Origin of the sequence: Atopomonas sediminilitoris, from assembly GCF_022601735.1 — a bacterium.
GTDB lineage: Bacteria > Pseudomonadota > Gammaproteobacteria > Pseudomonadales > Pseudomonadaceae > Atopomonas > Atopomonas sediminilitoris.
The window spans coordinates 111,891-130,452 of sequence record NZ_JAKUMM010000009.1 but is presented as its reverse complement, the minus strand read 5'-3'; the positions used below and the strand labels follow the sequence as shown (position 1 = coordinate 130,452).

20 protein-coding genes are annotated in these 18,562 nt (G+C 60.4%); 7 read left to right on the top strand and 13 right to left on the bottom strand.

The genetic code is table 11. The features are described 5' to 3' along the window. The first annotated feature begins 36 nt into the window (after window positions 1–36). Window positions 37–1,071, top strand: a complete 1,035-nt coding sequence (locus tag MKI83_RS14800) for a type IV pilus twitching motility protein PilT (protein WP_241587938.1) — start codon at window positions 37–39, stop codon at window positions 1,069–1,071. Window positions 1,072–1,083: 12 nt separating this feature from the next. After that, window positions 1,084–2,226, top strand: coding sequence for a PilT/PilU family type 4a pilus ATPase (locus MKI83_RS14795; protein WP_241587935.1), 1,143 nt, complete (start codon window positions 1,084–1,086; stop codon window positions 2,224–2,226). Window positions 2,227–2,287: 61 nt separating this feature from the next. Here the strand turns inward: MKI83_RS14795 and MKI83_RS14790 are convergent, their stop codons facing one another. From MKI83_RS14790 to lptM, 6 genes are read right to left on the bottom strand one after another with little or no spacing between them, the layout of a single operon-like run. Beyond that, complete coding sequence (locus MKI83_RS14790; protein ID WP_241587931.1) at window positions 2,288–2,986, bottom strand: HAD family hydrolase; 699 nt, start codon at window positions 2,984–2,986, stop codon at window positions 2,288–2,290. After that, on the bottom strand, window positions 2,983–3,879 hold the full coding sequence (gene xerC / locus MKI83_RS14785; RefSeq protein WP_370867405.1) for a tyrosine recombinase XerC: 897 nt from the start codon (window positions 3,877–3,879) through the stop codon (window positions 2,983–2,985). Before xerC ends, MKI83_RS14790 begins: the two co-directional genes overlap by 4 nt. Before the next feature lie 8 nt (window positions 3,880–3,887). After that, on the bottom strand, window positions 3,888–4,580 hold the full coding sequence (locus tag MKI83_RS14780) for a DUF484 family protein (protein WP_241587928.1): 693 nt from the start codon (window positions 4,578–4,580) through the stop codon (window positions 3,888–3,890). After that, on the bottom strand, window positions 4,577–5,407 hold the full coding sequence (dapF, locus tag MKI83_RS14775; RefSeq protein WP_241587925.1) for a diaminopimelate epimerase: 831 nt from the start codon (window positions 5,405–5,407) through the stop codon (window positions 4,577–4,579). Before dapF ends, MKI83_RS14780 begins: the two co-directional genes overlap by 4 nt. Before the next feature lie 4 nt (window positions 5,408–5,411). Further along, a complete protein-coding gene (gene lysA, locus MKI83_RS14770; RefSeq protein WP_241587922.1) occupies window positions 5,412–6,662 on the bottom strand; it encodes a diaminopimelate decarboxylase in 1,251 nt (416 codons plus the stop codon). A 10-nt stretch (window positions 6,663–6,672) separates the two neighbouring features. Beyond that, window positions 6,673–6,804: an LPS translocon maturation chaperone LptM gene (gene lptM / locus MKI83_RS14765; RefSeq protein ID WP_241587919.1), complete on the bottom strand. Its 132-nt coding sequence runs from the start codon at window positions 6,802–6,804 to the stop codon at window positions 6,673–6,675. A 140-nt stretch (window positions 6,805–6,944) separates the two neighbouring features. Between lptM and MKI83_RS14760 the strand changes: the two genes are divergently transcribed. From MKI83_RS14760 to MKI83_RS14740, 5 genes are all read left to right on the top strand, one after another. Next, entirely contained in the window at window positions 6,945–7,997 is a 1,053-nt protein-coding gene (locus MKI83_RS14760) for an AraC family transcriptional regulator (RefSeq protein WP_241587916.1), read from the top strand. Window positions 7,998–8,002: 5 nt separating this feature from the next. Further along, window positions 8,003–8,335: an iron donor protein CyaY gene (gene cyaY, locus MKI83_RS14755; protein WP_241587913.1), complete on the top strand. Its 333-nt coding sequence runs from the start codon at window positions 8,003–8,005 to the stop codon at window positions 8,333–8,335. A 52-nt stretch (window positions 8,336–8,387) separates the two neighbouring features. Next, window positions 8,388–8,540, top strand: coding sequence for a DUF1289 domain-containing protein (locus MKI83_RS14750; protein WP_241588006.1), 153 nt, complete (start codon window positions 8,388–8,390; stop codon window positions 8,538–8,540). 179 nt (window positions 8,541–8,719) lie between these two features. Continuing rightward, window positions 8,720–10,000 (top strand): PI-PLC domain-containing protein, encoded by a 1,281-nt coding sequence (locus MKI83_RS14745; RefSeq protein WP_241587911.1) that lies wholly within the window; start codon window positions 8,720–8,722, stop codon window positions 9,998–10,000. Window positions 10,001–10,208: 208 nt separating this feature from the next. After that, a complete protein-coding gene (locus MKI83_RS14740) occupies window positions 10,209–11,021 on the top strand; it encodes a lipase family protein (RefSeq protein ID WP_241587908.1) in 813 nt (270 codons plus the stop codon). A gap of 15 nt (window positions 11,022–11,036) precedes the next feature. On the opposite strand, the gene MKI83_RS14735 is transcribed toward MKI83_RS14740, so the two are convergent. The 7 genes from MKI83_RS14735 to MKI83_RS14705 all read right to left on the bottom strand — a co-directional run bounded on the left by MKI83_RS14735 (window position 11,037) and on the right by MKI83_RS14705 (window position 18,557). Further along, a complete protein-coding gene (locus MKI83_RS14735) occupies window positions 11,037–11,816 on the bottom strand; it encodes a substrate-binding periplasmic protein (RefSeq protein ID WP_241587906.1) in 780 nt (259 codons plus the stop codon). Next, window positions 11,806–12,423 carry a glycine-rich domain-containing protein gene (locus MKI83_RS14730; protein WP_241587902.1) on the bottom strand — a complete coding sequence of 206 codons (618 nt, stop codon included), beginning with the start codon at window positions 12,421–12,423 and terminating at the stop codon, window positions 11,806–11,808. Before MKI83_RS14730 ends, MKI83_RS14735 begins: the two co-directional genes overlap by 11 nt. A 2-nt stretch (window positions 12,424–12,425) precedes the next feature. Further along, window positions 12,426–15,263: a class I adenylate cyclase gene (locus MKI83_RS14725; RefSeq protein WP_241587900.1), complete on the bottom strand. Its 2,838-nt coding sequence runs from the start codon at window positions 15,261–15,263 to the stop codon at window positions 12,426–12,428. A 26-nt stretch (window positions 15,264–15,289) separates the two neighbouring features. Beyond that, a complete protein-coding gene (locus MKI83_RS14720; RefSeq protein WP_241587898.1) occupies window positions 15,290–15,523 on the bottom strand; it encodes a TIGR02647 family protein in 234 nt (77 codons plus the stop codon). Window positions 15,524–15,611: 88 nt separating this feature from the next. Next, window positions 15,612–15,890, bottom strand: a complete 279-nt coding sequence (locus MKI83_RS14715) for a hypothetical protein (protein WP_241587896.1) — start codon at window positions 15,888–15,890, stop codon at window positions 15,612–15,614. Between the two features lie 47 nt (window positions 15,891–15,937). Then, entirely contained in the window at window positions 15,938–16,843 is a 906-nt protein-coding gene (locus MKI83_RS14710; protein WP_241587894.1) for an EamA family transporter, read from the bottom strand. 1 nt (window position 16,844) lies between these two features. Then, window positions 16,845–18,557, bottom strand: a complete 1,713-nt coding sequence (locus tag MKI83_RS14705; protein WP_241587892.1) for a putative 2-aminoethylphosphonate ABC transporter permease subunit — start codon at window positions 18,555–18,557, stop codon at window positions 16,845–16,847. Window positions 18,558–18,562: the final 5 nt, after the last annotated feature.

Genomic DNA, 18,562 nt, shown 5'->3' with positions numbered 1-18,562 from the left:
CATTCTACCTGCTTGCAAGAATAATTGGGGAGCTTCATGGATATCACCGAACTGCTGGCCTTCAGTGCCAAACAGGGCGCGTCTGACTTGCACCTGTCGGCGGGCTTGCCGCCGATGATTCGTGTTGACGGTGACGTACGCCGCATCAACCTGCCTGCCTTAGAGCATAAACAGGTTCACGCGCTGATTTACGACATCATGAACGATAAGCAGCGTAAGGACTTCGAAGAATTCCTCGAGACCGACTTTTCGTTTGAAGTGCCGGGCGTCGCGCGCTTTCGCGTTAACGCCTTTAACCAAAACCGCGGCGCCGGCGCGGTGTTCCGTACCATTCCTTCCAAAGTGCTGAGCATGGAAGACCTCGGTATGGGCGACGTGTTCCGCAAGATCAGTGACGTGCCGCGCGGTTTGGTGCTGGTCACCGGTCCGACCGGTTCGGGCAAGTCCACCACGCTGGCGGCGATGCTCGACTACATCAACGGCAATAAGTACCACCATATTCTGACCATCGAAGACCCGATCGAATTCGTCCACGAGTCGAAGAAGTGTCTGGTCAACCAGCGTGAAGTGCACCGCGATACTTTGGGCTTCTCCGAGGCCCTGCGCTCAGCGCTGCGTGAAGACCCGGACATCATTCTGGTCGGCGAAATGCGTGACCTGGAAACCATCCGCCTCGCGCTGACCGCCGCTGAAACCGGTCACTTGGTGTTCGGCACCCTGCACACCACCAGTGCGGCGAAAACCATCGACCGCGTGGTCGACGTATTCCCCGCCGAAGAAAAATCCATGGTCCGTTCGATGCTGTCTGAGTCGCTGCAGGCGGTGGTCTCGCAAACCCTGCTGAAAAAGATCGGCGGTGGTCGCGTGGCGGCACACGAAATCATGATCGGTACACCGGCGATTCGTAACCTGATCCGCGAAGACAAAGTAGCGCAGATGTACTCGGCGATTCAGACCGGTGGTTCGCTCGGCATGCAGACCCTCGACAGCTGCCTGAAAACCTTGCTCGCCAAGGGTTTGGTCAGCCGCGACAGCGCCAAAGAAAAGGCCAAGAGCCCCGAATCCCTGTAAGGACGTTGAGCGATGGAATTTGAAAAGCTGTTACGCCTGATGGTGGAAAAGGGCGGCTCTGACCTGTTTATTACCGCCGGCGTGCCGCCGTCGATGAAGGTCAACGGCAAAGTCATGCCGATCACCAAGATGGCCATGTCGCCCGAGCAAACCCGTGAAACGGTGTTGGGGGTGATGAACGAACAGCAGCGCCGTGAGTTCGGCGAGAACCACGAATGTAACTTCGCCATCAGCGCGCGTGGCGTGGGCCGTTTCCGCGTCAGCGCCTTCTACCAGCGCAACTTGGTGGGCATGGTGTTGCGTCGTATCGAAACCAACATCCCTACGCTGGAACAGCTGAAACTGCCAGAAGTGCTGAAGAAGCTGGCCATGACCAAGCGTGGCTTGGTGATCTTCGTCGGTGCCACCGGTACCGGTAAGTCCACCTCGCTGGCGGCGATGATCGGCTACCGCAACAAGAACTCCTCGGGCCACATTATTTCCATCGAAGACCCGATTGAGTACATCCACCAGCACCAGGGCTGCATCGTCACGCAGCGCGAAGTGGGTATCGATACCGACAGCTTTGAGGTGGCGCTGAAAAATACCCTGCGCCAAGCGCCGGACGTGATCATGATCGGCGAGGTGCGTACCCGCGAAACCATGGACCACGCGGTGGCGTTCGCCGAAACCGGTCACTTGTGTCTGGCCACCTTGCACGCCAACAACGCCAACCAAGCGCTGGACCGCATCATTCACTTCTTCCCCGCTGACCGGCAGTCGCAGGTGTGGATGGATTTGTCACTCAACCTGCGCGCAATTGTCGCCCAGCAGTTGGTGCCAACCCCCGACGGCAAGGGCCGCCGCGCGGTGATCGAAGTGCTGCTCAACACCCCCTTGGCCGCGGACCTAATCCGCAAAGGCGAAGTGCACGAGCTAAAGCCCTTGATGAAGCGCTCGGTAGACCTCGGTATGCAGACCTTCGACCAAGCGCTGTACAACCTCTACGTGCAAGGCGAAATCACCTACGAAGACGCCCTGCTGCACGCCGACTCGGCCAACGACCTGCGCTTGATGATCAAGCTCGGCTCCGAAACCGATGCCGAGCATTTGGGCTCGGTGAGCAACGGCTTGAGTCTTGAAATCAACGAAGATGATTTGAACAAGCGCTTCTAAAAAACAGTTGTCTGCCGGTAAAACGGCCCGCAAACACCCGCCCTTGTGGCGGGTGTGTTGTTTAAAGCGTTTGGATTTGTGTCGGTAGTTCGGCCAGCGTGCGTATGCTGGCATCGGCTGGGTGGCTGCCGGTGAAGGGTTTGTCGTCGGGGTTAAACCAAATGGCGGCTAAGCCGGCTTGTTTGGCGCCGGCAATGTCATCGTCGAGGTGATCGCCGATGTGCACGCAGTGCTCGGCGGCGAGATTGGCTTGGCTGAGTACGGCGGCGAACGCCGCATTGGCCGGCTTGGCAACGCCGAGCGCGTCGGCGCTTAAAATCACCTCAAACAGATGATCCAGCCCGAGCCGACGTAGGTCGGCGTTGCCGTTGCTGAGCACGGCTAAGCGTAGGTTGGCGTCTCGCAGGGCGTGTAGGGTGTCCAGTGCGTCGGGAAATAAGGTCAGTCGATGGCGGGCGTCGAGAAAGGCTTGGAATGCGGCTTCGGCCAAGGGCTCGGAGTGTTGCTCGAGGTAGCCGGCTTCGCGCAGTGCATGAAGCAAAACGCTGCGGCGCAGTTCGCTTAACCGATGGCGCAGGCTGGGGTCTTGCTTGAGTACTTGTGCACGCCATGCCAGCCAGTCGGGCAAGTCGGGCGCGCCAAGTTGCGGTGCTTCGCGCGCTAGCCATTCGCGCAGGTGCTGTTCGGCCGCGCGCATGGTTTCGCCGATTGGCCACAGGGTGTCGTCGAGATCAAAGCACACTAACTGGATGCGGCTCATTTGCGCTTGGCCCTTGGGTGCGCTTGGTCGTAGACCTTGGCCAAGTGCTGAAAATCGAGGTGAGTATAGATTTGCGTGGTGCTGATATCGGCGTGGCCGAGTAGCTCTTGTACCGCGCGCAGATCGCCCGAAGATTCGAGCATGTGGCTGGCAAACGAATGTCGCAGCATGTGTGGGTGCAACGGTTGGCCCAGGCGACTGCTGCCGGCGCGGGTCATGCGCAGCTGAATGGCACGTGGGGTTAGGCCCTGGCCGCGACGGCTGATGAACAGCCATGGAGTGTCGGTGCGGGCGCAGGCTGTGCGCTCGCTGAGCCAGCGTTGAATGGCTTCGCGTGCCAGACGGCCGACCGGCACCTCGCGTACCTTGTTGCCTTTGCCGGTGACGCGCACCAAGCCAGCGGCTAAATCCAACGAGGCTCGCTCTAGGGTGGCCAGCTCGCTTAGGCGCAGGCCTGAGGAGTAGAACAGCTCCAGCATGGCCTGATCGCGGGCGGCTAAAAAGCTGTCCTCTTCGCTGGCAGGGGTGTCGAGCAATTGCTGCATGCGATCGGCATCCAGCGTCTTGGGTAGCTTGCGACCTTGCTTGGGCGGGCGCACGCCGCTGGTCGGGTCAGCAGCCAAGCCGTGTTGGCGAATCAGGTAACGGTAGAGGCCGCGAATGGCTGACAGTAGGCGGGCCAAGCTGCGCGGGGCGATGCCGGCGGCATGTCGCTCGGCCAGTAGGTCGCGCAGCTCGTGGCTGCTCACGCTGGCGAAATCGCTGATTTGGCGCTGCTGTAGAAAATCGCAAAACAGCTGCAGGTCTCGCTGATAGGCGTCTAGGGTTTTGCCCGAGAGCTGTTGCACCTCGCGCAGCTGGCGTAGGTACTGCTCAAGGGGCGCAGCCAGCATGTCGAGGCTTAGCGCGCCGAGCGCAGCGGCTTAGCGAAGCGCGGTAGCACGCGGCTGAGCACTTCGGCGACGTAGCCTAAGAACAAGGTGCCCATGCTGCTCTTGTAGTGGTTGGCATCGGGGCTGCCGATGGCCAAGACACCGTGTAGGCCTTGATGGCTGAGGCTGGCGACTGCCGCTGAGCCGATCTGCCCGCGTGGCTCGCCAGGGAATAAAAAGCTCAGTTCGGTAGGGCGCAGCACGCCGCTGGTGGTTTTGCCGGCGCTCAGGAGGCTGCCAATCTGTTGGTGGGCTTCGGCGCTAGACACCCAGCGACCGACGCTTTGCGGGTTGTCGCTGAACAGAATCAAGCTCACGTAGGGCACTTGAAAGTCTTGGCGCAGGCTGTCTTCCACGGCGCTGACCACGTCTTCGAGGCTGTTGGCATCCAGCAGGCCAAGCACCAAGCGACGGGTTTTGTCGAACAGGCGGTCGTTATCGCGTGCAACATCCATCAGGTGCGACAAGCGGTGGCGCATCTCGATATTGCGCTCGCGCAGCAATTTAACTTGGCGCTCGACCAGCGACACGGCGGTGCCTGGCTGGTGCGGGATCAGCAAGTCAGCGAGCAGCTCGTCGTGCTCGACAAAGTACGCCGGATGCTCGCGCAGATAGGCGGCAACCTGTTCGGCAGTGATGGACGGCTCGTGCGGCTCGCTCATAGGCGGATTTGCCCTTCGTAAACGCGACTAGCGGGTCCGGTCATCATAACGGAGTGACCGGGGCCTGCCCACTCAAGGGTCAGCGTGCCGCCGGGTAGGGTGATTTCTACCGGTGACTGCAGGGCGCCCTGTTGGATGCCCGCGACCGCAGCCGCACAGGCGCCGGTGCCGCAAGCGAGGGTTTCGCCGGCGCCGCGCTCCCACACGCGCAGTTTGGCGCGGTGGGCGTCGATGACCTGTAAGAAGCCCACGTTAACCCGATTGGGAAAACGCGGATGATGCTCGATCGCTGGGCCTAAACGCTCGACGGGCGCAGCCTGAATGTTGTCAACGCGCAGCACCGCGTGCGGATTACCCATGGACACCGCGCCGATGCTGACGGTTTCGCCCAAGACGTCCAGCGTATAGGTGATGGCCTCTTGTGGCGCATCAAAGGGAATGCGCGGCGGATTGAGAACCGGCGCACCCATGTCAACACTGACTTGGCGATCGTTTTTCAGGGTGAGTTCGATCACGCCGCTTTTGGTTTCGACGCGAATGCACTTTTTCGTGGTCAGGCGCTTATCGCTGACAAAGCGGGCGAAGCAGCGCGCGCCATTGCCGCATTGCTCCACTTCTGAACCGTCGGCGTTGAAGATGCGGTAGCGAAAATCAACGCTGGGGTCGCCCGGTGGCTCGACGATCAACAGTTGATCAAAGCCGATGCCAAAGTGGCGGTCGGCCCACTGCTTGACCTGTGCGGGCTTGATCAGCGCGTGCTGCGAGACCAAATCAATGACCATGAAGTCATTGCCGAGGCCGTGCATTTTGGTGAACTTCAGCAGCATGGCGTTACTCCGCCGGCAGCAGGCGTTCGCCAGCAAACAACGACGCGAGCGTTTCGCGCTCACGGACCAAGTGTGCCTGTGCGCCATCGACCATCACCTCGGCGGCGCGGCCGCGGGTGTTGTAGTTCGAACTCATGACAAAGCCATAGGCGCCGGCCGAGCACACGGCCAGCAGATCGCCTTCTTCTAAGCACAGCGCACGGTCTTTGGCGAGGAAGTCGCCGGTTTCGCAAATCGGCCCGACCAAATCGTACTGGCGCGTGGTGCCGGCACGCGGCGTCACGGCTTGGACGTCCATCCACGCTTGGTATAGCGCAGGGCGAATCAAGTCATTCATCGCGGCATCGATAATGGCGAAGTCTTTGTGCGGGGTGTGCTTGAGCAGCTCGACTTTGGTCAGCAGTACACCGGCGTTGGCAACGATTGAGCGGCCAGGCTCGAACACCAGCTTCAAGGCGCGTTGGCCCAAGCGCTCGCGCACCGCTTGGATGTAATCGCTGGCCAGCGGGGGTTGTTCGTCACGGTATTGCACGCCCAAGCCACCACCGAGGTCGAGGTGGTGAATGCTCACGCCTTGCTTGGCCAAGCTGTCGATCAACGCCAGTAAGCGATCGAGCGCGTCAAGGAAGGGTTCCAGCTCGGTCAGTTGCGAGCCGATGTGGCAGTCCACCCCTTGCACATTGATGTTGGGCAGGCTGGCAGCGCGCAGATACACCGCTTCAGCGGCGGCAATGTCGACGCCGAACTTGTTCTCTTTTAAGCCGGTAGAAATGTACGGGTGGGTCTTGGGGTTAACGTCAGGATTAACCCGCAGCGAAATGGGCGCGATGACGTCCATCTCGGCGGCCACTTCTTGCAAGCGCTCAAGCTCCGCCGCTGACTCGACGTTAAAACAGTGCACGCCGACTTCCAGCGCGCGGCGCAGGTCGTCACGGCTTTTGCCAACGCCGGAAAACACGACTTTGCTGGCTTCACCGCCGGCGGCCAGTACGCGCTCCAGTTCACCGCGCGAGACGATGTCAAAGCCTGCGCCGAGCTTGGCCAGTACGTTCAAGACGGCCAAGTTAGAGTTGGCTTTCACGGCAAAGCACACCAGATGCTCGCAGCCTTGCAGCGCGTCGGTATACGCGCGGAAGCTGGCTTCGATGTGCGCGCGCGAGTAAACGTAGGTGGGCGTGCCGAACTGCTCGGCAATCGCCGTCAAGGCCACGCCTTCTGCGTGTAAGGCTTGGCCTTGGCGGGTAAAGGCTTGCATGGATGTCCCCTTAGAGATCGTAAACGTCTTTTTCGTGTTCCTTGGCGGCTTTTTCATCATCCGGCAGGTACAGCGGGCCTTTCTGGCCACAGCCAGCGAGCAACACAGCAAAAATCACGGCCAGCAAGGGCAGACGCTTCATGGGGGCAATCCTTTTCTTCGAGCTGAAAAATGCCCGCAGTATACCCGCGCGCGCCGCGCCTTGCCTATGCACATGCGCGCCAATGCTGGGCTTGCGCGAGGGCTGGCGGTACGATTTAGGCATTACGATAAGGAGTAGCCATGACTCAGGCGGTCGCGTTTGCCAGCACAGTTTCGGTGGCCTATGTGCAAGGCTTGGTGGATTACTTGGTGCGCCAAGGCCATGACGCCGAGGCTTTCTTAGACAGTGCCGGGCTGTCGTTGGCGCTGTTGGCCCAGCGTGAGCAGCGCATTGCCGCTAGCCGTTATTTGGATTTGCTCGGGCGCGCGGTTGAACTCACCGGCGATGCCCGCTTAGGCCTGCACTTGGGCGAGGCGATTCGCCCCGGTTACTACGGCGTGCTCGGTTACTTGGTGATGAGCTGCGCCACGCTGGCTGACGCGCTGCATCGCCAAGCGCGCTATGCCGAGCTGGTCGGCAACTTGGGTCGTGTGCTGCTGGTGGATGATGCCAGCGTGGGCGCTGAACCCCACGTGGCGCTGACATGGACGCCGCACTGGCCGCAACAGCGCGTGCAGGTGTGTGAAGAAACCCTCGCCAGCTGGCTGACCTTTGGCTATTGGATCAGCGGTGTGAGCGAGCGTCCGACGGAGGTGCGCTTTCAGCACGAGGCGCCGGCCGATTGCAGTGAATATGCGCGTCTGTTTGCGTGTCCGGTGCGCTTTGCCCAGACCGATAATGCCTTGGTGTTCCCGCGGCGTATCCTGCAAACCCCGTTGGGGCAGGCGGACTCACAAGTGCGCTTAATGCTCGATGCTTACGCCGAGCGTCTGCTCAGCGGCTTGCGCCAAGGCGATAACGTGCTGGATCAGGCGCGGCAGCTGCTTGCCCAGCGCCTGCCGGAAGATAACGCCAGCTTAGAATGGCTCGCCGGTGAGATGCACTTGAGTGTGCGCACCTTACAGCGCCGACTGGCGGAGGTGGGGCTAAGCTTTTCAGGCTTGTTGGATGAAACAAGGCAGCAATTGGCGCTGCATTATTTGCGTGACCCCGCGCTGGAGTTGGCGGAAATCGCCTTTTTGATTGGGTTTGCCGAGAGCGGCTCGCTCACCCGTGCCTTTCGCCGCTGGACGGGGCAGACGCCAGCAGAGTACCGTCGCCAACTTCCCCCCATCTGCAACCTTGAGGAGTAGTTGCCATGGCTTTGAGCTCGGCTGAATTTCACGATTTGATCGACGCCGCCCAAAATGCCGTCGAAGACGCGCTGGATGACAGCGACTTGGATGTGGATGTGGAAAACGCCGGCGGCGTATTAACCCTGCGCTTTGCCAATCGCAGTCAAGTCATCTTAAGTCGCCAAGAGCCGCTGTCGCAGCTATGGGTTGCGGCGCGCTCCGGTGGTTTTCATCTCAATTACGACAGCGCCGCAGCGCGCTGGTATTGCCCTGCCAGCGAAGAAAGCTTGGGTGAGCTATTAAGTCGTGTGTTTGAGGAGCAAACCGGTGACAGCTTCGAGATCGCCGGGCTCTAACCCGCCGCCTCACGACTCATCAGCCAGCCACACAGCGCCGCCATCCCCCTGCGTGCGGCGCTGCTGTTTGGATGAGCACGACATTTGCCTCGGCTGTGGTCGTAGCCTTGCAGAAATTTTGCAGTGGGGCCAAGCCGATAGCGCCCAGCGACAGGCTATTTGCCACGCGGCTAAGGCCCGCTTGGCGCAGCAGAAACCGCTCTAGCGCAGGCATTAGGCGCCGATCTCGTCAAAAGTTAGGTCGCGTGCTGCAGGCCCCGCCGCGCGCGGCTTGGCGCTGCATCAGGCACCTAAAGCTGAGCAAGATAACTGACGCCTGATCTTTGACGCGGCGAGCCTTTGCATTAGCGTGCGCGCTTTGCAGGCTCATTGAGGGAGATCGTCATGCAGCGCCGTCATCTTTTACAGCTCTTTGCGGCCAGTCCTGTGCTGGCCACTGTTGCGCCGAGCGCACTGGCGGCAGCCGCCGCGCCGACGTTCACCAGTTGGTTACCCCTGCAAGGGCAAACCCATGCCATAGGGCGGCTATCGCGCTCTATCAGCCCTGAGTGGATTAAAACCTGGACGCATGACCGTGCTACGCCGGCGGGCAGTTTTCTGCGCACGCAGGCGGTTGCGCTGCCGCAAGGGCATTACGGGGTGATCTTTCAGGTTTGGCATGACAGCAAGCCGGGCCAACTGTTGGGCGAGTTGCGCGCTTGGCAGGGCGGCACCTTGCTCGCGCGGCAGCCATTAGTCAGCGAGACCATTGCGGATAAGCACAGTGGCGGCTATCAGCGCGCATTGTTGGAGGTGACGCTGCATGGCGCTGCGCACGGGGTGGAGTTTGAGCTGTACTTCGCCGCCCAAGCGGATTTGTGGAGCGGTATGGTCAGCGTGACACCGCTGGATGCCCCGCGGCCGTTCTATAACATCGCGCATCGGTGCAGCACCCAAGCCAAGGTTCGCGATGCAGTGGCGGCGGGGGCTAATGCGATCGAGTGCGACCTCACCCCCAAGTCACTGGGCGACAGTGTCGGCTTTTACGTCTACCACATTGGGGATGTGGCCTACACGCATTACCGCGACTTTGACGCTTACCTACAGCAGCTTAAAGGGCTGCTTGATAGCGGCGCGCTGGCGATGGTTATGCTCGACTGCAAGCAAGATAAAGCCATTGCCCCTGCGCACTATGCCCGCACCTTGGCCGAGCGCTTATTGGCAGTGGGGATTGCGCCACGCCAAGTGGTGATGTCGGTGCCGGGCAATACCGCCGGCGAGTTCCGCACGGCGTTGGCAGAGCTGTACCCCTGTGCGTTTGACTCGTACCTAGAAGATTACGGCGACCTCACACCAGCGGCATGGGTGCAGCAGGTTGAAGCGACGGGAGCGACGTTTGTGGGCGTTGGGGCGGTGGTGTACGACATCCTGAAGCCGATGCCGCATTGGATGCCTTGGCTGCAAGCCTTAACCAGTCGCCGCGATGCCGTTGGTCAGTTGCGCAAGAGCTTCTTCTGGACGGTGGATCGTGCGCAGTCGATGTCCAGCGCATTGGATGCTGGCGTCGATGCGATCATCACCAATAAGCCGGCTTGCCTGGCGGAGGTGCTAGCCCAAGCGCCCTATAACCGCGTATTGCGCTTAGCCACCGGGCAGGATGATCTGTTCGCTCGTCACGGTTTCTGAGGCGCCCAGTCAGTGCTTGATACATGGCCGTTTGTTGCGTTGTGCGGGTGTTATTGGTGAGCCAATACAGCCGCATAGTGCAGGGCGAGCGCAGGAATTCTGCCAGCAAAAAAACCATTCTTGCCTAAACTTAACGTCAAAAGCCGCGCTTTAAGTTGTGCGGCTTTTTTGCCCGCGCAGGCGGGATCAATCTTCGACGGAGGTGGCTATGTCTGGTTTGCCCTTGTGTTATCCGCCGCACTTTGAGCCCGGTAAAGCCCGTGTGGCGGTGCGGTGGCTGCAGCAGGCGTATGTGCAATACCAGCAATGGTGTGAGCAAGGTAAGCCGCGCCAAGCACAGGCGTTTCATTGGTCGGCGCCGACGGATTTGGGCTGGCATTTTTCCGAGCCAATCTGGAGCGGCGAACGCAGCCATGGCCTGCTTAATGAGCCGGAACCGTTTGGTTTCACCGTGCAAGAAGGCGGCGCCAAGGTTTATGTGGTGCTGCGTGGCACACGCAGTGCTGAAGACTGGCTGGATGACCTAGATGCGCGGCAAGTCAGCGTGCCGTGGGAGCCCGCCGAGGGCCGTGTGCATGCCGGTTTTCTGCTGTTGTACCAGTCAATCAAACCAAGCTTGCTGGCGGCGTTGGCGCGCTACCCGGTGCAGACGCCGGTGGTGATTTGCGGCCACAGTTTAGGCGGCGCACTGGCCAGTTTGGCCTTGGCGGATTTGCGCAGTCGTTGGCCGCAGCGCACCTTGGATTACTACAGCTTTGGCAGTCCGCGGGTCGGTAATCCGGCCTTTGCGGCTTGGCTCGACCAGCACTGTTTGCATGCCTTTCGCATCGTCAACGACAGTGATTTAGTGCCGCAAACGCCGATGGCTATTTGTGGCGACTGGCGCTATCAGCATCACGGCCAAACGGTGGAGTTTGCCGCCAGTTACGCCAGCCTTAGCGATAACCACAGTTTGGCGGACTGCTACGGCTATGCGCTGCAACACTCGCAAGCGCCGGTGAATGATGCGGTGCAGCGCTGAGGCCGGTGTTTGAGCTTACGGGGTGAGTTCGGGGTAGCGCGCACCATCCCCCAAATAACGTTGCCAGCGCTGAACAATACGCGCGTATTCGCCGCTGCTTTTTAGGGTGGCGAAGCCGGCATCAAAGCGCTGCTTAGCCACGGCCCCTTGAGGGTGGCGGCGGGAAAAAGACAGGTGCAGCTCTGGGTTGGCAATCACACCGCCGGCGCGCACCTGCGTGGACAGCTTGGGGTGGTCCTCAAACAAGGCCAAGGTGGTGCCCAAGTACGCCACGGCAAAGTCCACGCGCTTGCGCGCCAGCATGCGTAGGCCAAACAGATCTTTGCGGGTGGGGACGCGGTGAATCAGACGCTGATTGTCGAACGCAGGACCGTACTCGTAGCCTAAGGTGACGGCGACGCGCTGCAGCTCTAACTCACTGAAGTGTTGAATCTGTCGGGTATCGCGGCGTTGTTGCCACAGCAGAATTGGCGCGCGAAATAGCGGCTCGGCAGAAAACGCGAAGTCTTTGCTCAAACTGGCGTCGGCGGCGGTGTTAAAGCAGCCGGCCAGTTTGCCGATGCGCGCCAAGTGCATGCAGCGGGCATAGGGGTACACCTTAAAGGTGATAGGCGTGGTACTGGCGGCAAACGCCGCTTCAACCAGCTCGACCGAAAGGCCTTGCAGCTGTTGTTGGTAAATTCCGGTGAACGGGTACCAATCGTCTTCCGCGCCGATGACAATGGGCGGGGCTGCCAGTGCTTGGCTGCACAGGCTAAGCAGTAGTCCAAATAGCCCTAGGCGCCTAATCGCCACCGCAGCCTCCACCGCTGCAGCTGCTATCGCCGCCACAACCGCTGGCGCAACTGCCGCAGCCAATATGGCTGGCGCAGTAATCCTGCGTGCCGGGTTGGCAGTTCAGCTGATAGCTAAAGCCATCGGGAATCACCAGCTGGGCGTCCAGCGCAAACAGCAGTGGCAAGCGCGAGGGGTTATTTCGGCTGAGTTTTTCATCGGCACAGGCCAAGCGCCATGCGCGGCGGATGCCTTCTTGCGCTTGGCGTTGGCTGTGCATGGCTTCGGCCGGTGTGTGGTGCAAAAAACGGCCAAAGGCGCGCTGGCAAAATTGCTGATAGCTGCGGGTGTGCAAAATAAACTCGTGCCACAGCACATCCACCGCTTGCGAGGGCATGGCCACTTGGCGCTGGCCGGCTTGATGGCAGAGCCGCCAAAACTGCCTCAGAGCGTCTTGCGCCAGCTGCAGTTGGGCTTCTTGTAAGTGTGGGTAGCGCTTGTGGAGCGCCTTGCGTAGTTGGCTGGGCAGTGGGTATTGGCTAATTAGCTTCAGCTGCTGCTGGCGGCGCCAGCGCCAATAAAACCCGCCACTGAGGAGGGCGACTAGGCCCAGGGTTATCCATGCCATCGCTACGCTCGCTGTAAGGCTTTGTTGAGGGTGTCTTCAATGTCGCGCTTGTAGCGTAAGTAATGCACGGTTTGCGTTTGCGCTTCGTTAAATAAGCGCGACAAATCGAGATCGGTCAGGTGACAAGGGTAGCGTTCACCGCCTTGGCGTTGGCTGAGAATATGCCGCGCCGCCGCCTGATAAACCTTGGCACCGTACTCTAGCTCGGAAAACTCGCGGTGATCGCAGTACAGCGTGATGTGTTCGCGGCCGCTGGCTGGGTGGGGCTCGATCAAGGCCTGTACTTGGTAAGAAGCCTGCAAGCCGCGGTCGCTTGGCGCACTGCGGCGTTCTAAACGCTGCGCCTTGAGCGGTGGCGGTGGCACGATTTCATAAAACAACACTTCCGGCGGGCTGGCGATGTCGTCCAACGGCAGCGCATGCAGGCGGCGGAACAGCACGGTGTTTAAAAAGCGTTGCAGCGGCAGCAGCAAGCTGGTGTCGTCGCGGCAGCTCAGTTGGCGTTGCCACAGGCTGTTGTGCTCATCCAACACATACACGGTGCCTTGGTCGTTGTCGCGCCGATAAAACACTTGCACACAGTGCTCGCGGCCCATTTGCAGCACCAAATTGAGCTCATCGTCCTCCAGAGCGTGACGGTCGAGGCTGATGGGGCTGAAGCTTGGCCGTGCTTGCCCGAGGGCTTCGATTAACTCTTGGCGATCGGTCAAGTGCAGTGGCCGGGGGGTGCCGTAGGCCCAGTCGAGCAAGTGGAAATGGTTTTGTACTTGAATCAGCAAGCGTTGCGGCAGGTCGCTGAGGTGGCAACTGAGCGCTTCTTGGAATAACTCGTGCAGCCGCTGACTGATCGCCGGGCCACGATTGCGCGAGAAGCAGCGCACATCGAGCAAAGGCGCGGGCACACCGGCGGGGATGCTGCCCAGTAAATCGGCCAAGCAATCGAGCAGCGCTTGCGGGCCATCATGGCGGCTCACCGACAGCTCGTTCCAGCTATTGAGGGTGATCTGGTCGAAGGTCAACACGAGGTTTTCTTTCAGCCCCGAATAGCCCAACGAGTCGGTGCGTGCGGTCGTGAGTTGCAGGTTGCGCTGGGTGATGTGTTTGAGCGGGTCGAGGCCAATGTTCACCAGCAGCAAAATTTGCACAGGGCGCGCGGGGGCCAGCAAGGCGTCTTCTGGGATGGCAGGGAAGGGGGTGGGAAAACTCTGCTGCAAGCTGGCGAGCAGTTGCGACAGCTCAACATCGCCTAACTCGCTTTGCCCCGGATGCAACGCCAAGCGGGTGCCGCTGTCGATCACGCCGTTGCGTTGGCACCACGCCAGCAGGCTGATTAGGTCGCGGCTGCGTTTAAGCGGGCTGTAATCAAACCATTCGTTGCTGCCGAGCGTGCCTTGATACAGCGCCCACTGCGGCTCGTTGGCGTATTGCTCGCTGTCGAGGTGGACAAGGCTGAGGTTGTCTTCGGCCAGATCGGGGGCGATGCCGGGGTTGATGAACTCGACCTTGCCGGCTTTGCGCTCGAAGGCGGCGTACAGGCGTCGGCCCAGTACGCCTAGATCACGGCGATTGAGCGGTACTTCGGCCTGCTGGGTGCGGGCGAATTGCGATAAGAAGCGGTAGCTGTAGGTCAGCTCGCCGACCAGTTGTTTGCGCTCACCGATCACTTGGCGCACTTTCCACTGGCTGCGGCTGTCGAGCAGGCCCAGCTGGCGCTCGTCCCAATGCCATTCATTGGCTAAGCGCTGCACCACTTCGCGCTGCCAGCTTTCGTAACGGCTGCTGCGGCTGAGTTTTTGGTTGATCTTCAGGTACAAGCAGCGGCGTACCAGCTCAAGCCGTTGCCGCTCGGCCGGCGCGGCGAGGTATTCCTCCAGCCGGCGGTACACCATGATGTACGGGTCTAGCTCGTCCAGTTGTAGCTGGCCACGGTACACCGCCTGCTTAAAGCGCAGGGCTAAGCATTCCACCTGCGGATGCTCGCTGGCGTAGACCTCGGTCAGCAGCAGTTTGAGCACTGACTTGTACGGTGACTCAATGCCTTTAAACAGCTGCCACATGCCGGCGCCGATAAACTCGCCGGGTGGGATATAGGCCAGATGGCCAAAGTCGATGGTTTCTTCGGCGCGAATAAAGCGCTTGTCGATCAGGATGTTGCAGTATTCGTTGTAGCGTAGCTCCTCGTACACCGGCACCAGCCACCACAGGGGGTAGCGCCCGGCTAGGTGCATGGCGGTGCGGTAAAACTCATCCAGCAGCAGATAATGCTGCGCGCTGCCGCAGTCTTCGGCGGATAAATCACTGGTGCGCTGGCCACGCGCAAATTGCTCAGGGTTGACCAAGTAAAAGTTGGTTTCGGCACCTAACGATGCGGCCCACAGGGTGAGCAGTTCGCACTTGCGCGCGAGTTCATCCAGCGCGCGGCTGTTCAGCGCGGGGTCGTGGCAGACCCACAGGTCGAGGTCGCTGTGATCAGAGTGCGCCACGGTGCCCATGCTGCCCATTAAAAACAGGCTCCAGATCGGCGTTGGGGCATTGCGCTGGCGCTTATAAGCAAAGGAGCGAGTAAGGCGGGCGACCTCTTGCAGCACGCGCTCGTCGGGCTCGTACAGTGACAAGCCAGCCGGCGTGCTGCCCGAGACATAGCCGGGTAACAGCGGGTGATTGACGTGAAACAGTAGCGGCAACAGGGTCAGCACCAGTTGCTGGCGCGTTGGTAGTGCTTGTTGCGCGCGATCTAAACGACCGGCATTGACCTTAAGAAAACGCTCGCGCAGTTGCGTGAGCGTTTTGCGGTCGATGCCGTCGTCAATCTGCGGACGAATTTCCGGCGAGCTGACCACGGGATGCCCTGTGTGTGGGCCGGCCGTTAGCTGCGCAGAATGGTCAGCAGACCTTGCGCGTGCTCAGCGGCGTCGAGCCCTAAACTGGTTAAATAGCCGCCATCGGGGAGGCTGATCAGGCCTTTTTGATGCAGGCGGTTGGCGGCCGCAACGAGGCTGTCGGCCGCATCGTGGTGCACTTTAAGGCCTTCTTGGTGATTGCTCAGGTTGAACAGGGCCAGCATTTCTACTTCGGCCAATAACTCGGCGGTAAAAGCCATAACAACTCCTTAAGGACAAACACGGTCGGTGCGAGCAGGGATGTTGCAGTGAGTGTAGCTGGCGATTGGCTGTTGAACTTGCGCCAGATCAGTCTTCGTCAAAGGCTGGGGGTAAATCGGGCAGGTTACGCAGGTGCGCTTCGTAGCTGGCCAGATCAAAGCTGGCGTGCTCTTCACGCAGCATTTGTTCAATGCAATAAGCCAGCACCAGCGCCATCATCTGTAGCGATTCTTCGCGCGCTTGGCCGACTAAGGTCAGCTTGTTGAGCACCGCTTGTACGAATGCGGGGTCATTGTCGCGCAGTTGGTTTTCCACCGCTTCGAGCAGTTTGCTCTCGCTAAAGGCTTCGTCTTCGTTGTGGCTCATGGGGCAATTCCTAACAGAGTTGCGTCACCATAGCCGATCGACGGGATTCAGCCCAGCACCACCAGCACTAAGCCGCTCACTACGATGCTCACGCCGAGCAGTTTGGGCCCGCTCATGCGCTCGCCAAGCAAGGCGATGCCCAAGCCTACGCCAATCGGGATGCTGACTTGGCGCAGCGCCACCACGTAGCTGACATCGCTGGCGTAGGCCATGGCCCACACCACCAGCGCGTAGGTGACCAGCATCATCACACCGGTGAACAAGCTACTGTGCCACGCTATGGGTAAGGCTTTAAATTGTGCACGCTCGCCCGGCAGTAGCATGGCTAACGAGGTCCAGACGCTGGCGGTGCCGGCCTGCAGCACCACGTAAACCAAGGCGATGCCGGCATGGCTCATGTTGTGTTCGGGTAGCTCGCGGATCGCGCGAGTGGCGATGTCATCGACCAGCGAATAACCGGCCGTGGCCGTGGCGGCCAACAGGGCGAATAAGGTGGCTTGATTGAGGTAGTTGCGCCATTGCCAATCACTGAAGCGTTGCATGGGCAGAAAAAAGCAGCCGCCGACGATCAACACAATACCCACCACGGCTTGCGTACTGATGCGTTCGGCGGTGCCTAACCAGAGGCTGCCAATCAGCAGCAAAATCAGCGGCGAGGAGCGAATCAACGGGTACAGCGCCGAGAGCTCGCCGCGCTGATAGGCGTTAGCCAGCCCCCACAAATACAGGCATTGGCACAACCCTGTGAGCACCAGCCAGCCCCAGATGGGGGCGGTTAAGGCGCTAAGCAGCGGCCATGCCAGTAGCAGCACGGCCGGCAAGCCGAGTAAAAAGCCCCACCATGAGGCCAAGCAAAAATAGCCCAGCGTGGGGCTGGCTTTTTTACCGGCTAAATTCCAACTGGCATGCGCCAGAGCGGATAACAACACCAGCAGCAGGGTTAGGCCGCTCATGTTAAGCGCGTCCGCGCCAATGCTGCGTGTGGCGGGTGAGCCACAGGCTCAACAGGCAGTGTACGCCTTTGGCCAGCAAGCAGGTGGCCATGATGGTGACGGCCATCGCCGCCGCCGGCGCGGTGTCGCCGGCCTCATCCATGTTGAGCACTGCGACGGCCGCCAGAGCGGTGTCTGGGCCGTAGAGAAAGATCACCGCGGACACGGTGGTCATCGCGTTGACGAACAAGTACAAGGCGATATCGAGCAAGGTTGGCGCACTGAGCGGCAGGGTGACTTGCCGCAACATGCGCCAGCGCGAGGCCCGTAGTGACTGCCCTACGGCTTCAAACTCCTGATCCAGCTGCTTGAGCGAGGTCAGGGCGGTGAGGTGGGCGACCGAATAAAAGTGCGCCACGGTGCACATCACCAAAATGGCCATGCCGCCGTACAAGCCATTCAGCGGATTGGCCGGGTGGTTAAAGAAGAAGATATAGGCCAAGCCGAGGGTTAGGCCCGGCACCGCCAGCGGCAGCAAGCTGCACAGCTGAAACAACGCCAGCAGCGGTTTGGGCTGCGGGGTGCGTTCACTCAGCCATGCATTGAAGAACACCACGCTGGTGCCTACCAACAGGGTGAGGCTGGCCAAGGTTAGCGAGTTGGCGTAGGCGCTCCAGCCGCCGCCATCCATGCGCCCGAACTCGTAATTACGCAGGGTTAAGTCCAAGTTGTAGGGCCAGTAGCGCACCAGCGAGGCGTAAATCGCCATGCCGACCACCAGTAAGATAAAGCCCAAGACCGGTGACAACAGCAAGGCGCCGGTCAGGTCGCGGCGGCGGTTGGTTTTCGGGCTGTAGGGCACCGCACGGGCGGTGACACTGGCGGCTTGGCGGCGTTGCACCCAGCGGTCAGCGACAAAGGCCAGCAGCGCCGGCAGCAGCAACAGCACGCTGATCACCGCGCCCATCTCAAACTTTTGCTGGCCGATGACTTGTTTGTAGATGTCGGTTGCCAGCACCTCGTAATTGCCGCCGATCACCTTGGGCACGCCAAAGTCGGTGAATACCAAAATAAACACCACGAAGGCCGCGCTGACTAAACCGTAGCGGGCGTTAGGCAGGGTGACGGTGAAAAAGGTGCGCCACGCCGAGGCGCGCAACACGTCGGCGGCTTCGTAATGACGGGCGTCGGCGTGGCTCATGGCGGTAAGCAAAATCATCAAGGCGTGGGGGAAGGTCCAAAAGCAGGAGCCCAAGACAATACCCAGCGGGCCATAAATCGAGGTGTCGCCGAGCCAACTCTTAAAGATGCCTTGCTCGCCGAATAGGTAGATCAGGCTGAGTGCCGGCAGTAGCGACGGCGCCAAAATAGGCAACATCAGCAGCGCTTTAATCACGCCACGCAGCGGCAGACGGGTACGCGTGAGTGCCCACGCGCAAGCAAAGGCCAGACTAACCACAATCAGCATGCTGCTGCTGGCAATCCACAGCGAATGGCTGAGGCCGCGTTGAATGCCGCCACCCGCTAAGTAGGCGTTGAAGTTGGCCAGCCCAACGAACTGACCGCTGCCATCGGCCACGCTTTTGGATAACAAGCTGTAGAGCGGGCCGAGCAACAGCAGCGCAAAGGCGGCGAGGGCGAGCAGCATCAACAAAGCCCAAAACAGCTTCTCGCGCTGACGGGCAGACAAGGGCAGCGTGAAGGGCGCGTGCGCGGCGGTGGCAGTCAACTTCAAGAGAA

Coding starts and splice junctions, on each gene's coding strand:
- MKI83_RS14760 (WP_241587916.1), top strand. CDS start 6,945: ATGACTCAGGCGGTCGCGTTTGCCAGCACAGTTTCGGTGGCCTATGTG.
- dapF (WP_241587925.1), bottom strand. CDS start 5,407: ATGCTGCTGAAGTTCACCAAAATGCACGGCCTCGGCAATGACTTCATG.
- xerC (WP_370867405.1), bottom strand. CDS start 3,879: ATGCTGGCTGCGCCCCTTGAGCAGTACCTACGCCAGCTGCGCGAGGTG.
- lptM (WP_241587919.1), bottom strand. CDS start 6,804: ATGAAGCGTCTGCCCTTGCTGGCCGTGATTTTTGCTGTGTTGCTCGCT.
- lysA (WP_241587922.1), bottom strand. CDS start 6,662: ATGCAAGCCTTTACCCGCCAAGGCCAAGCCTTACACGCAGAAGGCGTG.
- MKI83_RS14795 (WP_241587935.1), top strand. CDS start 1,084: ATGGAATTTGAAAAGCTGTTACGCCTGATGGTGGAAAAGGGCGGCTCT.
- MKI83_RS14730 (WP_241587902.1), bottom strand. CDS start 12,423: ATGGCATGGATAACCCTGGGCCTAGTCGCCCTCCTCAGTGGCGGGTTT.
- cyaY (WP_241587913.1), top strand. CDS start 8,003: ATGGCTTTGAGCTCGGCTGAATTTCACGATTTGATCGACGCCGCCCAA.
- MKI83_RS14780 (WP_241587928.1), bottom strand. CDS start 4,580: ATGAGCGAGCCGCACGAGCCGTCCATCACTGCCGAACAGGTTGCCGCC.
- MKI83_RS14740 (WP_241587908.1), top strand. CDS start 10,209: ATGTCTGGTTTGCCCTTGTGTTATCCGCCGCACTTTGAGCCCGGTAAA.
- MKI83_RS14720 (WP_241587898.1), bottom strand. CDS start 15,523: ATGGCTTTTACCGCCGAGTTATTGGCCGAAGTAGAAATGCTGGCCCTG.
- MKI83_RS14800 (WP_241587938.1), top strand. CDS start 37: ATGGATATCACCGAACTGCTGGCCTTCAGTGCCAAACAGGGCGCGTCT.
- MKI83_RS14790 (WP_241587931.1), bottom strand. CDS start 2,986: ATGAGCCGCATCCAGTTAGTGTGCTTTGATCTCGACGACACCCTGTGG.
- MKI83_RS14710 (WP_241587894.1), bottom strand. CDS start 16,843: ATGAGCGGCCTAACCCTGCTGCTGGTGTTGTTATCCGCTCTGGCGCAT.
- MKI83_RS14715 (WP_241587896.1), bottom strand. CDS start 15,890: ATGAGCCACAACGAAGACGAAGCCTTTAGCGAGAGCAAACTGCTCGAA.
- MKI83_RS14745 (WP_241587911.1), top strand. CDS start 8,720: ATGCAGCGCCGTCATCTTTTACAGCTCTTTGCGGCCAGTCCTGTGCTG.